Source organism: Yersinia similis (assembly GCF_001053095.1).
Classification (GTDB): domain Bacteria; phylum Pseudomonadota; class Gammaproteobacteria; order Enterobacterales; family Enterobacteriaceae; genus Yersinia; species Yersinia similis.
This window is the reverse complement of sequence record NZ_CGBP01000032.1, coordinates 1-14,704: the sequence shown is the minus strand read 5'-3', so window position 1 is coordinate 14,704 and position 14,704 is coordinate 1. Positions and strand designations below refer to the sequence as shown.

Sequence of the window (14,704 nt, the reverse complement as noted above, 5' to 3'; positions counted from 1 at the left end):
GGAGTTAAGCAGAATGTCTGGATTTCTTTACCATCTATGCCGGAATGTGGGGGAAGTTGAGGATCAAAATCTTAAGTCGGTGATTGAAAAAGTTCGCAAAGCTTTATCGATAAGTTCGGAGCGGACACTGATTGACAGTCAACGGTCACCCAACAACAGGGAGTCATTGCAATACCTGATTAATAGAAATATGAACAGAGGCGACGATCTGGTTGTATTAGACCTAAACAGTCTGGGGATCAACGCAGAGGAGATCCAGGAAAACATAATACGATGTGCTAAAAAGGCTATACGCATTCATTGTTACTTCCCTCAAAAGAAGCTAACTCCGACTGCTGATGGGTATGTTTTTACTTTATTACTTCCAAAGATACAAAATGAATGCAGGAAGGTAAGTTTATCGGCGTTGAAGACTAGGAATATTACTAAACCATTAGGGAGGAAAGAAGGAAGTGAATACTACAATGATATTCGGACATGTAAGACTATGGGACTGACACAATCACAAACAGCTAAAAAATTGAGGATCAGCATATCGACAGTTAAGCGTAATTGGAATAACGGAATTATCGGTTAATTCAGCAAGCTAATTGCAGAGTAACTTTTAAACAGTCATCACAGGCTGGGGCTGACTTTATCTTAAATCTAGGTGTTGGAAAGGTATTATAATGGCTATCTACTCTTAGATCTGACTAATGACCATCTAAGCGTAGAATTACTTAACAAGTAATTATCAGATCACAACAGTATGGGGATACTAAGATCTGATGCCAGTATATACCTTAATCATCGGGAAGGTATAGCCCTACCTGCGTGGCAATAACAAATACGGTCTCTGACAGACCGTAGGGTCAACCACATAGGAATATTAATATGACAAGTAAATATATACAGGACTACCGTATAAAAATTAATATCTTTCTGAATGCCCTGACGAATAAATATCCAAGAGTCACTGCGGTAAGAGTGGATCTCCATTATCCGGGTATCGTCGATGATGGTGATAATATTTGCTGCTTCCCTAATCTGGAACCAGGAGTGATGTCCCGGATGCGTGGATCCCTAAAGGCTAAGCTGGAAGCGGATAAGGTTCGCAAGCAACGAGAAGGTAAACGTATTTATCGTTGCCCTATGTTTATTATATGGGTAAGAGAGTTTTCGGAATCAGGTAAATGCCATTACCATATCTGTCTGTTATTCAACAAAGACGCCTACTACCACCTCGGTGATTACAATCAGGAAGACAATCTGAGAGGAATGATTACAGCGGCATGGTACAGCGCTTTAGGGCTGGAACTGGACGACCACCAAGGTCTGGTGCATTTTCCAGATGACTGCCGCTACGTGCTGGACACTAACAGCCCTGACTTCAACGAACATTACCAAGACCTGCTTGAGCGCCTGGATTACCTGAGCAAAGTCGAAACCAAAGTGTTTGGGGAAGGGGATCGTAATTTCGGGTGCAGCCAAATCGATCTTTAACTTATCTATTCAATGGCCTACACGATAGGAAGGCCATTTTAGTTATCGTAAATGACTCAGGAGATAATTAATCTTTCAGACACTTCAATTGCTGATGATGAGGGAAATCGTTCAATGCTTCGCCAACTAACGAATCTTTAGTTATGTTCACTCCCCCTCCTCCCTGTCTAAGGATACGGAGTGCAGCCAGCCAATTTGCACGTCCTGACCCTGAAAGACGAAGCCTTGAAATCTCACCACCTGAACGAAGCCAAATATCTTCATCTTGAGGCCCTGCAGGGTACAGTTCGCAAAAAATTTCACCTAATTCACGCCAGATATCCACTTTTTCATTAGGTATTATGGTGTCAGTAAGCTTCTTCACGCCCCCACAATCTAAAGCTATTGGAAAATTATCCTCAAGATCACTCGCCTTGAAAATAGGATGTTGTTTACCTGGTGCCGCTGAGCGTACTTGTTCTGATACATGATTAAATACCTCAAATACCCTAATAAGCCCATCACCATGCGTGCCTCCTCCTCCACGAAGAACATTAAGTAAATGCTCAGTAAACAAGCTATTACGTGCTCCATTAAACACTAATGAGTATTCAGAAGCCCTGGATGAGGCAATTAATACACGCCCGCTTCCCTCAGATAGCCTACTTAATGATTTTTCTGAATACCCTAGATCAGCGTAGCTATTGTTAAGATTTTTGAAACTTACCGATGCTCCTGAATGGCATGCATCGATAAAGACTACAACCCTACGTGCTTGGATATTTTTCAGCGCTAACGAAAATTCTTCCTCAGACATTACGCTCTCTATAAAATTATCCATAGAGCAATCAAACGGAATTAATGCACTTGAAGCTTCAGTGTGTTTACCCAAGCGAGCACCATGCCCAGAAAAGAAAATCACAACAGTATCGCTGGGCTTCGCTCGATCGGCTAATGCTTTTAGTTCGCGGCGCATTGCTGCGAGAGTTGCCTTGTTGTCCAGCAAAATCGCAACGTTTGAAGTTTTATAGCCGCAATGTGAGGGAGATACTAGCGTCAAATACATATCTCGACCATCATTGAGCACGGTAATTGGCAATGGGCTAACCTGAGAATAGTTAGCTACTGAAATAATTAACGCATGTCCTTCAGAAAAATCACCTTCTTCAATATGCATCTTTAGCTCTTTATCATCCATTTGCATTTATTGACTATTTTAGAAATATCGAATTTCCCGTAGGGCCCTGAGTTTATCGTTTTGAGGATAATCACTCTGCATTTCTTTAAACAGAGCACTAACGTATGGCCCACGTCCTCGCTGTAGATAAGAAATCGCATCATGCCAACGATTTCTTCCTGAACCATTCACTTTCAAATCAGCATCTTTCCCTCCAGCACGATCCCAAAGCGCTTGTTCATCAGGTCCATTAGGATATAGCTCGACTGCAAGCTCCTCTAATAAAGCCCATTTCTCCGAGTATGAAACATTCGGTAGTCCTAAAACTAATCTCCAGAATAAACCAACCATGCTATAACACTGTATTAACGCTGGTTTTAAGTCGCCTCGACCTTGTTTTGTAAGCTTTATCAGCGTTTCTACAATTTGATGCCAACTTTGATTTTGAATGATACGTCCTAATTCCTCAGAATCAGCACTTTGTAATGGTTTAGTTAATGCATTTTCATTTAACCATCGTAGAACTCGGAACTCTTCAAGGTTTGGTAAATATTTGATAACTCTCAAAATATTCCCAATGTCAGGATTATCACTTTGCAATACAAGTGCGAGTTTTTCATTGGTTAAAATAGCTCTTTCAAGTAAATTATCTGGATGATTTATATTTCCTTCCAAAGCATTATGAAGCCAACCAATAGCTGTTGCACGTAAACAATTTCCTCTAGCTGGCTCTGGAAGGTAACTCCAAACATCTGCATTCTTAATGTATTTACTGAGATCAGCCAAGGGAGTGAATGAAAGCGCCTCAATCAACTGTAGGTTTACTTCGGAATTTTGAATAAGTTTCTTAAGAACGACAGAAAATGCTCCATACGGGTCATTTGGTCCTTTCCAAGCTTCAGAATTTATCGATAAAGCATAAAACCAGAGATCCTGAACGTGTATGGAAGTAAAACTCAGCGTTCCTAATAGAGAAGGATTATCTGCAATTCTCTCTGCTGCCAGATGAAGCAATCGGGTTTCATTAGTTCGAGCTAAAGCCAACTCTATGGTTTCTCTAGGGCCAGTTCTTCGCAATGCAGCACGCAGACCTTCTAATTCGGTTGCTCTAGTATCGATTGAAAGCTGACGCATGATTGCATCTAAAGGCTCAAGACAAGCGCTCGCTGCAGTTCCATGGAGTTTTAACCAGTTTTTGCTGTGAGCAATAGCCATTACGACATTACCGGTTTCAAGATCGAGAACGTCTGGTACCGCTTTAACTATCTGATACTCAAACTCACCTTCTATCGGCAGATATTCTGCGAGTTGAGCTATTACTTTCGGGCCCAGCTTGGCCCAGCGCCAAAAAGCACTAGCCAATATTTCAGGAGATGCGTGCGAACCAGAAATTAGACCATTGATAATCGAAAGCCGCCAGGGTTCTATAGCAGCAGTCGCACAAAGTGCATCGCTAAGAACCGAGAGCATACCAATATCTTCTGAAGCTACTAATGAATTAGCTGTAGCCCAGTCTTTAAGACTAGTCCATATCCTTGTAGCATCTGGAAGTCCAGCAGTTCCAAGGTTTCTTAGCAGTAAAATATCTTGAAGAGAGGCATGCGGTAAACGCAAGACAAGTCTGTGTGTAAAGACGTTCTTGTAGTCTAAGCCTGGCGCAGGATAAGGAGAAAGCTTCTCAATAATTCGCAGCGCAGATACACATTCATCAAATTGTGGATCTGGATTTTTATCAATCTCATACAAACGCTGCAGTAATGGTAATTCAGAAAATTGATAAATTTTAGCTCCTACTTGTTGGGTCAACTCCATAACGGAAGATCTATCCATACCGCCATATAGAATCCCCGCAGCAAGAGAAGGTGATTGAATATCATTACTAAGTACACGGTAAGACGACCAACGTGAGGCTAGAGCATTGGGTGTACAAATAACTGCAGGAGTAATTTCATCGATAATATCTTGTGGTCCGAAGCTCAGTCTAAATGAAAATTTAGAACGAATTTCGGGCCATAAATGAACCCATAGAGAAGCTATCAATTCATCAAAATCCTGCAAACCGAATCTAATCACAGGCCCCCGTCCGCGTGTCACTAATGCATTAGCAAGCGAAACCAATTCAGGAGTTGGCTTTAGTGGTTTCGCTATTGCTAGAAACTCACATGCTTCGAGTACGCCAGGAAATATAGGTTCGGTGAGCAACATTTCGAAAAGTGGGCGTAGGTCGGAGATGTTAATAACTTCTTCAAGCGGGACGATAACTGCATGAGAAAGAACCATGCCTGGTCGACTAGCTGCCGGATCAGCAAATGTGCGGGCCAAGATATAATATTTCCCATGTGGGAAACCACTTACGAATGGCGACCAATTTACACCAAGAGGTGCTGCATCAGGCAAGTCTAAGTATGAAGTCAGAGCTGAAATAATTGGGAGGTCAGAACTTCCTAACCGGAGCCCATGTCCTCCACGAGACTCGCCATAAATAGCTTGTTCGACTTTCACACGTGGGCCTCTTTTACGGAATTGCTCGCCAATAGCTGCTGAATTGGAAGCGTTAGATCATTTGATTTCTGCCCATCAGGAAGGACAATGTAACCAAATTGTTCGGGGCCCCGAATTGAATATTCCATATCTCGATCTGCACTAGTCAAAGAGCGCTCCAGAGCAGACAAACCAAGTATCAAAGGCTCCTTCCATGTGCTCTTCAGGAAATTGAAAAACATCGGAAGCCGTTCCCGTAAAACAACTGCGGGCTCTTTCTGAATATCGGTACCCAGCTCATCCCAACAGCTAAGAAGTACACATATTCGAGGACTATCAAGGTGGGTAGAGCTTATTTTCCCCCTAACGTAAATTAATATTTGCAATAATTCTATCAATCTAGCCTGATCAGAAATCTGAATTTGATGATTTTCTTCACCACTACTACAAATATCATGTAAAGGTTTTGAAAAAATGTCATCGTTCGACCTTATTTGTTGTAAGCGGACAAGTAATAACCATGCAGGAGAATTGATAGCTCGCTCGCCCCAAGTAGCGGGAACTCTTCGAGTTGAGGAGATAGCTTTAATCTGCTCGCCGCCATAATCAGGCCAAACCAGCTCTGCTTTCATACCACTACAGTCAGATATAGGCCAGATACTGTCAACGTAAAGAGTTGTAGGCGTATGATCTGCTGACATTCCTTCATTCAGCTTTTCCATCGCGCCTTCAAAAGGTTCCAGGTTGCTAGCCGCGCCATCCATGCGTAATTGACCATCCCCCTTCATTAGCCTTTTTAGAAGCTGTGCGCCGTAATGTGTCTTACCTACTCCTGATTCACCAATTAAAAGAATAGAGTTTTCGTTTGTCATTATCTGGTACCAAACATAAAAAGAGGATCAGCGACAGCGGATTGGATAGGCGGTAAGCAAACAAAGTTACGCCGAATCCCTAGCGTCCAGTCGAGAAGGTCTTGAAGGCCATTAAGAATACTTGGGTCTCCCTCGGTATCAGATTGGACACTTACAGAAAACTCCGGTGTATTTGGCATGAGATTAAACACAGTCTCACGTACCATAGCTTCCATCTCAGGAGCAATTGAAACATCTGATTTAGTCCAGACAAGTGCAACAGCTCTGTTTCCAGCTTCAACCGAGATACGACGAGCTAATAATTGAAATGAATTACGCGCACTTCCCATATTTGACCCTGACAGCGCGCCTCGGTCGGCAATCAATAGGAAAACATCTGCATGTTCTGCAACCCAGCGAGCTCCTTCCCCATCAACTGCTTCGCGATTGACTGCCCATTTCTGAAACCATTCTCCAGGGGCGTCAGCAAAAAGGTAACCACTGCCCTTGTTAGCTGAATCTCTAAACTTAAGGTGCAAGAGGCCTGGAGTACGCCCTCCACGGCTTGTTGTATGCGGAGGAAAATTTGGTGGTAAACCAGGGCACCAGCGAAGCGCGCTTGCTACTGCTTCCCATCCAGCCAATGAATAAGATCCCGAGAATTGTCGCATACCTGCCCGAGCAAGCCCTCGAGATAAAAGCAGGTACCAAGCAGCAAGTAATGTAGTCTTACCAGCATTCTGTGGTCCAACAATCCCAACCAGTAATGGCTTTTGACGCCCAGCCACAAATCCCAGATCCGTAAGCCCCAAGGCACTTCCCGACCAAGGGAGCAGCAACTCATTAGTTGCTAATTCCTGCCGATTTGCTTCAGCTCCACGCTCTTTTCTCCAATCCGCGCAGCAAGTATGATCTAAATGGCCTAAATCACATGTACTGTCTGGTGCAAAGCATGTCGATCGAGAACACGATGTCATTTGTCTTAACTCCCACGCTTCTTAGCCTTAGTAACACTCTGCGTAGCTTCAGCAGCTTGTAATTCGCGAAAGAACCAAGACGCCCACTCAGGTAAGGTCAGTGCAGTCCCTGCTGGAATTCCGATTTTCTCACGTAAACCATCATCATCAAGGTCTGAGTTAATAGCATCTAATGCCCCTAAAATTGGCCTGCGACCGTCATTAGCAGGCAGCAACTGAGATGCCATATTACGCAGTTCACTCAATTCACTTGAAGTAACTAACTCACGTAAAAGGCAACGAACTGATATTCGCTCATTGGTATCGATGCCTGGTAAGCTCAAAACCGTTTCATAGAGGAATGCAACCACACTTGCAGGGGAAAAAGTAGGTACCTGTTGATACAAATCATACGCCATAAGCACTGCTGCAGTGGGTTTTGACAATCTCCGATAGCTCATACGTGCTGAAGGTGAATAAAGAGTTTCTTTCCACCAAATCAAGTTGGTACGCCGCTGTAAACCTGACGTTGCCATACCCACAGACTTAATTGCATCTTCAACGTAATTTGTAATGCTCTGCGATAATTGAAGAAAAGGGGTCGATAGATCAATGTCTCCCAGATTTGACTCTTCAACCGCGGTTTCCACTGCTTTAGAAATGGCCGAGGCAGCTCTCGTCCCAAACTCAGTTACCCATGCTGTGTTTTGACTATGAGGGGAAGTGTTAGGGTTACCATTAGTAGGGCCTGTATTCGTATTTGGCCCAGCCGCAGCATGAAGCTCATTCTCTAAAAGCTGCTGATCAACATTTACCTCCGCCACGGTTACTTCAATTGGTGAGGGAGCCATAGCGGGCATTGAAGAAATGTTTATTGACTCTGGGGTTGACCACTGAATCTCAGCATGCGCATCAACCCGCCGCTCGATATCTGCAACAATATCTATCCAGATCGATTGCTCGTTTTCTGCCTCCATATGAGGAAGGACGTTACGAGCCGATGATACAAAAGCTAGACCAATTTTTTCATCGCTAGATGCCTGCATTAGTGCATCTAGCAAAATAGCCCTAATAACCGTCACTGGCGAGCCTGCAAACGTGTTTATGTAGGTAGGCCAGCGCTTAAGCAAAACTGCGGTTGCTTCTGTTATGACAGGATCATCAACAGGCGCCTGAGGATCAAATGCAATTAAGCAATATGGTGTTGCCTTTCCGGGCGTTTTTTTTAGAATACCAACAAGGTCTCCTGCGGCATCCTGAAGTTTAGCTAACTTTGTATCATCGCTGTTAAGGTCTAGAAGACCAGCTTTAAGAAACCCCAATAACACTTGATTACTCATAATCGATTTCATCTTTTGTTATCCGTAGTATTGCTAATGTTACTGTAAGTAAAAGCAAGCCACAACGGACTGATGCAGAATACAAAAATTATCATTAAGTAACAATGACTAACCATTTCTTCTCGTGTGATTATTGATCCGTTCGTATAAGCGAAAACACTTCTTGATGAACAAAATTCAGCACAAAACTTCTGTCGGAAGCTTAAAAAAAAGCCCACGGGATGTGCGAAAGAAACACGCAGCCAACCTTAAAATTAGTGAGCCGACCTTAAGGGACATTTCATTGGAATAGTGAATTTCAACGAAAATTTTCAGACTGGATAAGCTCTATTCTTAAAGCTCAACTTATAGATGAAGACCAGAGAACCAGAATTGGTTAGCACCTTTCTTCGCAAGAAGTAAGTAAATATCGAAAAGTTGATAACGCACTGTCCAGAAGACTCCACTTCAAATAATTTTAGATAGATATTATTACCGTGAATCACCCCCGAAGCCTTCCTGGCTCGGGGGTTTTGTTTTTCTGTCTGAGGTCGTTTCATGAAAAAATCAGAAGGTCTGCAGGCCATCGAAAAGCCGCTGGCGTCACTCCCCCATGCCATTGGCAAACATATTCTTAACCATATCCAAAAGCTCACTCACTACGAGCCGGTTATCGGCATTATGGGTAAAACCGGATCGGGTAAGTCGTCGCTGTGTAACGCGTTGTTCCAGAGCGAGGTCACGCCCGTCAGTGATGTCAACGCCTGCACCCGTGACGTATTGCGATTGCGACTGAGCAGTGGCGACCATAGCCTGATACTGGTGGATTTGCCCGGCGTGGGTGAGAGCGAGCAACGGGATAGCGAATATGAATCTTTGTATCGCAATATCCTCCCTGAACTGGATCTCATTCTGTGGGTTATCAAAGTCGATGATCGGGCGTTCTCCGTAGATGAACGTTTCTACCGTCGAGTGATGGCGGGATACCAACAACGGGTGCTGTTTGTCGTCAACCAGGCTGACAAAATCGAACCCTGTCATGAGTGGAGCCCTATCAGCAATATGCCATCACCGAACCAGTCGGCAAATATTGAGGCCAGGCTAGATTCCATTCGCCAGTTGTTTTCACCTCACCATCCGGTGTGCACGGTCTCAGCCAAGACAGATTGGAATCTGCCCTCCATGGTCGACACGATGATGCGCTGCCTGCCTGACCGTGCCGCCAGCCCATTGGCGACGCAACTGCACGGGAGGTTATGCAGCGAACCGGTAAAAAAGCAGGCGCGTGAACGCTTTGGTGATGCGGTGGGAGAGGTCTTTGATTCAGCAGGACCGACGTCATTCATTCCTGCACCACTAAAAGCGCTTATCCGTACCGTCCGCGATACTGTGGTATCCGTTGCCCGCGCAGTATGGGACTGGATTTTCTTCTAAACAGACGCACTGCCATTATCGCCGGGACATACCCTGTCCGTTTTGACGTTTTATCACTTACCGAATGGGGTCTGTTTTCTCCTCAGGCCCCGCCACGGCTGATATTGGCCACAGTAAAAAATACGTCTTCTCGTGTCCATTCCCTGTCCCACCCCCTCGTTAAAATAACCGCTTTATTTTCAACTCATTATCTTACTGGAGAACCTGTCTCATGACTCAAGCTGAACGTCGTCATGACCGGCTTGCTGTTCGATTATCGTTGATTATCAGCCGCCTGGTAGCGGGTGAAACGCTAAACATGCAAACGCTGGCAACTGAGTTTGGCGTGTCGGTTCGTACCCTGCGGCGGGATTTTCGCGAACGTCTGATATATCTGGACCTGGAGTATCACAAAGGTCAGTGTCGCTTGTTATCCGGTGGCCGACAGAGAGAACTGGCGGTGATGACGTTTGCTCGCCAGTCAGGGGTTGAAGCACTGTTTCCTGGTATGGATAACCATCTGGTCGCTTCACTGTTGAGCGGTCCTGGTGAGTCTCCCTGCCTTATCTGGCAGGGAGTGGCCCAAGTGTCATCCCCAGACTCGGGCATATTCACCCAACTGGTGAGCGCGGTATCGGAACACCGGAAGGTGACGCTACTGGGAAGCGGCTGTCGTTGCACAAACCTTGCTCCCTATCGCTTGGTTCTGCGTGAGGGAGAATGGTATCTGACGGGTGAGCATCAGGCCCGGATTGCCGTTTTTCCCCTGACCGATATTCGGGCGGTCACGCTCCACAACGGCAGCTTCGCTCCAGATATGGCGATGCGCGACATCCTCTCTCACCCAGATTTTCTTCAGGCTTTACCCCACTTTCGCCTTTTTTACTCACTGTCTGCCGCCACTGACGGCGGGCTGATACCTCAGAAGGAATAACCACGATGAAATTGTTTACCACTACTGTGTTGGTCGCCAGTCTGTGCCTTGGCACGACTTTCCCCTCTGCCGCTGGAAATATCGTCGGCTCTGTCAAGGCCTGGCAATACATGCAGGCTGACGGCTGGAAATCTGCCGATGGCATGGATGACAACACATTGCACAATATGCTCTATCAGGCCAGCGTGATTGATAACTACCCCTGGACGAAACAGTTTCTGTTACGCGTTCGGGGTGGTGGTGCCATTTTCCTGGCTGACAAGAAAACTCACACCATTCGTCAACTAAAACTGAATCCTGCTGGTGAAACTTACAACGATATTGAAACGGTTTACCAGGGAGAAGATAAAGGAGAAGGATGTTATTTCGCCATCATTGATAGTCAATACCAACTCAGGGATCGAGCTGAGCGAGCAGCTATACAGGCTGAGGACTCAGCAAAAGCCAGAGAGCTTGCCTGGCAGCAATTTAGTCCAAAGGTAGTCATGGCAATCTCGGAGAATTGTGTCAATAAACAACAGCAGTCTGCCTTAGCGGCTAAACGCTCGGAAAACGATCGGGAACTGCAGCAATGGGTGGCACAGCAGAGCCTGGCTGAGCTGTGTCGCCGTACCGGTAATTGTTGAACAGTTAGCCACAGGGAGGAAGAGATAAGCGTCAAAAGACCTTTTCCTGACCCGATTTCAGAAGGTCTTTCCACTTAATGATTCCTCTGGCCTGCACTGGGATTTTATAGACAAGGAAAATGATGAACTGGCATTACGAAAAGAACGGCGTGCGTCACGACAGTGTGACCGAAAGCGACATAACCGAACGAATTCAGCGCGGTGAGCTGACCGCAGCAACGCTGGTATGGCGACAAGGCATGACGACGTGGCAGCCACTTTCGACCACGCCGCTGGCCGCCGTGCTGATGCAGAGCACTACGCCACCGGCACTGCCCGGTCACCGCATTCCTGGCGGAGTCGTCTGGACACTGGCGTTTGCTCCATTTATTGGATATGCACTGGCGCTATGGACTGCTGGAGTGAGCGGGATGCAGTTTGAGGACGCTTACCGCGCCGTCTCAAGCGGTCAATATTGGTTTATTCCACTGCTGTTAAATATCATGCTCGGGTATCTGGATGAAAGACGGCTTCGCAAAGCTGGGGTGGATACTGCGGCCTTCGGCAAACTGGCCTGGCTGGTTCCATTTTATCTGTGGCAACGGGCTAAAACGCTCGGGCAAAAACCTGTGTATTTCTGGGTTTGGCTGGTGATGTTGATATTGATCGTGCTGGTCTGAATTTTATCAGCAATGGGGAACAAGATATCGGGGGAAAATTGTTTTATTACCGATATGGCTCATTACTTGAAAATTTAATTTAAGGGTTTAAGGATAAAATCATGCGCTTATCTCACGTAATACTGATGGTATCAACTCTGGCGTCAGCAACAACTGCTCAGGCCATACCGAATATGTGGACCAGTGGCTTCGGTCAGGGCGTGACAGAATACCGGATCACCAATCCAGAAAATGTCATTTTCAACCTTAACTGCACCATGAACCCGGATGAGCAGAATATTTTACAACATAATGTGCTCATTGATCTGCCTGACGGTACTCGAGCAGATTCACGCGATGACAAAACGGCAATCACGATTGTGACGGATGACCAACAGTTTCCTTTACCCTATTCACTGGGCTGGCGAAATGGGGATAACGCCTGGATTCAGTTTATTGACGCGCTTGGTCATGCCGCAACGTTCGATGTTTATATTAATGACAAAAAAGCAGGGAGTTTCAACCCCGGCCTGAAAAATACGAAAAAAGAACTGAGCGACCTTAGCGGTTGCAGGAATACCGAGGGTTAGCCTCTTTTCTCAATAGCCATATCATCATCTAACAGGCCATGCCTCCTTCGGGACGCATGGCCTTTTTGTTTTTAATCTCCCAATAAGGAATTAACGATGACCCGTTTAGCCTCCCGTTTTGGCCGGGTGAACTCTGTTCGCCGCGACCGCCCTCTGACCCATGATGAACTGGCCTACTATGTCCCCAGCGTCTTTGGCGAAGACAAGCATGTCTCCCGCAGTGCCCGATACACGTACATTCCCACTATTACCTTATTGGATAAATTGCGCGAAGAAGGGTTTGTGCCGTTCTTTGCCTGCCAGACCCGGGTACGGGACCCCGAGAAACGTGATTACACTAAACACATGCTGCGTTTGCGGCGCGTCACTCAGATAGCCGGTCAACAAGTGCCTGAAATTATTATGTTGAACAGCCACGATGGCAGCAGTAGCCACCAATTAATCCCCGGCATGTTTCGTGCAGTCTGTGCGAATGGTTTAATCTGTGGTGAGTCTTTTAGCGATATTCGTGTGCCACACAAAGGCGATATAGTGGATAAGGTGATCGAAGGCGCGTATGAAGTGCTGGGGATTTTTGACCGGGTAGCAGAACAACGTGAAGGCATGCAGGCTCTGACTCTGCCCACAGCAGCGCAGCACGCGTTGGCCGATGCCGCGTTACACTATCGCTACGGTGAAGACCATCATCCGGTCACCGCCAACCAACTGCTGACCCCGCGTCGCTGGGAAGACAAAAAGACGGATTTATGGACGGTATTCCAGCGCCTGCAAGAAAATTTAACTAAAGGGGGCTTGTCCGGCATCAGCACTAAAGGCAAACGCACCCAGACCCGGGCAGTGAATGGCATCGATGGCGATATCAAACTCAACCGGGCACTGTGGGTGATGGCTGAGCGATTAAAGCAGGCCATGAGCTGATGTCTTGCCTACCTGTTTTGATGCTAATGGCTACGCGCAATCCTGCCCCCAACTACAACTGATTTTCACCGATCCCCAGCCAGCACACGACTGATAATTAATCGTATCTAAACGTACTCCCCCGGTAAGTACTTACTCACGTTTATCACCCCCCACAAACAGGTTCCCCTGTTTTCTGGTGGGGCCTGTTTTGCTATTAACCGATTATGGTACAAGGATTTTTCTCATGAACAGCCCCCTCAATACCGAAACAAACACACTCATAGCCACCCAGGTTTCTGATGCGCAACGCATCCATTTCTGGGCAAAACACTTTGGTCAGGTACCCAAATGGGCGTTGATTGAACCACAGGTTTTTCGTTGGCTGGACCGCTTGTGTGACGACTACCACGGCGACTTCTGGGACTTCTACACCTTGGCTAACGGTGGGGCATTTATGGTGCCGGGCACGGGGCAAGACTATGTGTTGTTTAACGCGCTCAATGGCAACGGGGCCACCGTCAGTCGTGAAGCAGCCGGTATTACCGCCTGCCTGATGGCTTACAGTCACCATGCCTGCCGTACTGAAAATGAGTTTATGACTGAACACTTTTACAGATTGCGCGAATATGCCTTACAACATCCTGAAAGTCGCGCCATTTTTGACTTGATTGACTGACAAGCAGGAGTTCCCCATGCCACATCAGCCTATGCGTGCTTCACTCCCCACCTTGCCTTTTGCCCAGCAACAGATTATCAGCCAGGCACTGGCGATACTGGAAACCCAACTCCGACACCGGCCCTACACCTTGACCTCACCCGACGCAGTGAAAGCCTGGCTGCAACTCCATCTTCGCCCTCAGGGGCGGGAGTGTTTTATGGTGCTATTTTTGGACAACCGCCACCGCTTGATGGCCAGTGAAACCGTTTCTGTCGGCACCTTTAATGCCACCACAGTTTACCCCCGAGAAGTCGTTATTCGGGCACTGCACCACCGCTGTGCTGCCGTTGTCATCGCCCACAATCATCCGGCCGGAGACCCTACTCCGAGCCAGGCTGACCGCACACTAACTACCCGGCTGGTTAATGCGCTGAACATGGTCGACATCCGCGTACTGGACCACCTGATTATCGGTGAGAGCGAGCCGGTTTCGTTAGCCGAGTTGGGGTGGCTGCCATGTTAACAACAATACAACAAACCCACATCCTGACCCTTCGCGGTCGGCAATGCAGTACCGCACATATCACCGAGGACGACAATGCGCTGCTGTACCGGATATCCCATTGTCAGGTGGCATTCGGCGATGGCGAATGGATCCATTTTACCGGCACAGGCTATCTGATTCGACTTAATGCCTGGA

At 46.6% G+C, this 14,704-nt stretch carries 15 protein-coding genes and 1 pseudogene; 11 read left to right on the top strand and 5 right to left on the bottom strand.

What is annotated here, in order from left to right; translation table 11 throughout:
• Positions 1-13: 13 nt before the first annotated feature.
• Both AC971_RS18125 and AC971_RS18120 read left to right on the top strand, forming a co-directional pair.
• Positions 14-577 carry a helix-turn-helix domain-containing protein gene (locus AC971_RS18125; protein ID WP_025381483.1) on the top strand — a complete coding sequence of 188 codons (564 nt, stop codon included), beginning with the start codon at positions 14-16 and terminating at the stop codon, positions 575-577.
• A gap of 296 nt (positions 578-873) precedes the next feature.
• On the top strand, positions 874-1,482 hold the full coding sequence (locus AC971_RS18120) for an inovirus Gp2 family protein (protein WP_038402014.1): 609 nt from the start codon (positions 874-876) through the stop codon (positions 1,480-1,482).
• A 67-nt stretch (positions 1,483-1,549) separates the two neighbouring features.
• On the opposite strand, the gene AC971_RS18115 is transcribed toward AC971_RS18120, so the two are convergent.
• From AC971_RS18115 to AC971_RS18095, 5 genes are all read right to left on the bottom strand, one after another.
• A complete protein-coding gene (locus tag AC971_RS18115; protein WP_197090737.1) occupies positions 1,550-2,659 on the bottom strand; it encodes a caspase family protein in 1,110 nt (369 codons plus the stop codon).
• Positions 2,660-2,677: 18 nt separating this feature from the next.
• A complete protein-coding gene (locus tag AC971_RS18110) occupies positions 2,678-5,140 on the bottom strand; it encodes a GAP1-N1 domain-containing protein (RefSeq protein ID WP_025381480.1) in 2,463 nt (820 codons plus the stop codon).
• A complete protein-coding gene (locus AC971_RS18105; protein WP_025381479.1) occupies positions 5,137-5,991 on the bottom strand; it encodes a TRAFAC clade GTPase domain-containing protein in 855 nt (284 codons plus the stop codon). Before AC971_RS18105 ends, AC971_RS18110 begins: the two co-directional genes overlap by 4 nt.
• Positions 5,991-6,758, bottom strand: a complete 768-nt coding sequence (locus AC971_RS18100; protein WP_197090736.1) for a TRAFAC clade GTPase domain-containing protein — start codon at positions 6,756-6,758, stop codon at positions 5,991-5,993. The genes AC971_RS18105 and AC971_RS18100 overlap by 1 nt, the downstream gene beginning before the upstream one ends.
• Before the next feature lie 194 nt (positions 6,759-6,952).
• Entirely contained in the window at positions 6,953-8,278 is a 1,326-nt protein-coding gene (locus AC971_RS18095; protein ID WP_048677780.1) for a GTPase-associated system all-helical protein GASH, read from the bottom strand.
• Positions 8,279-8,803: 525 nt separating this feature from the next.
• On the opposite strand from AC971_RS18095, the gene AC971_RS18090 reads away from it, so the two are divergent.
• From AC971_RS18090 to AC971_RS25295, 9 genes and pseudogenes are all read left to right on the top strand, one after another.
• The gene (locus AC971_RS18090) at positions 8,804-9,679 is read left to right on the top strand and encodes a GTPase family protein (protein WP_048677779.1); all 876 of its coding nucleotides are present in this window, start codon (positions 8,804-8,806) and stop codon (positions 9,677-9,679) included.
• Between the two features lie 211 nt (positions 9,680-9,890).
• On the top strand, positions 9,891-10,592 hold the full coding sequence (locus AC971_RS18085; RefSeq protein ID WP_048677778.1) for a helix-turn-helix transcriptional regulator: 702 nt from the start codon (positions 9,891-9,893) through the stop codon (positions 10,590-10,592).
• Between the two features lie 5 nt (positions 10,593-10,597).
• Positions 10,598-11,218, top strand: a complete 621-nt coding sequence (locus AC971_RS18080) for a hypothetical protein (protein ID WP_025381474.1) — start codon at positions 10,598-10,600, stop codon at positions 11,216-11,218.
• Between the two features lie 122 nt (positions 11,219-11,340).
• Entirely contained in the window at positions 11,341-11,877 is a 537-nt protein-coding gene (locus AC971_RS18075) for a DUF4339 domain-containing protein (protein ID WP_025381473.1), read from the top strand.
• A 101-nt stretch (positions 11,878-11,978) separates the two neighbouring features.
• Positions 11,979-12,446: a hypothetical protein gene (locus AC971_RS18070; RefSeq protein WP_025381472.1), complete on the top strand. Its 468-nt coding sequence runs from the start codon at positions 11,979-11,981 to the stop codon at positions 12,444-12,446.
• 96 nt (positions 12,447-12,542) lie between these two features.
• A complete protein-coding gene (locus AC971_RS18065) occupies positions 12,543-13,364 on the top strand; it encodes a DUF932 domain-containing protein (RefSeq protein WP_025382928.1) in 822 nt (273 codons plus the stop codon).
• 226 nt (positions 13,365-13,590) lie between these two features.
• Positions 13,591-14,022, top strand: a complete 432-nt coding sequence (locus AC971_RS18060; RefSeq protein WP_048677777.1) for an antirestriction protein — start codon at positions 13,591-13,593, stop codon at positions 14,020-14,022.
• Positions 14,023-14,053: 31 nt separating this feature from the next.
• Positions 14,054-14,527: a RadC family protein gene (gene radC / locus AC971_RS18055; RefSeq protein WP_025382930.1), complete on the top strand. Its 474-nt coding sequence runs from the start codon at positions 14,054-14,056 to the stop codon at positions 14,525-14,527.
• 29 nt (positions 14,528-14,556) lie between these two features.
• Positions 14,557-14,704, top strand: a pseudogene (locus AC971_RS25295) (DUF5983 family protein); the annotation flags it as partial.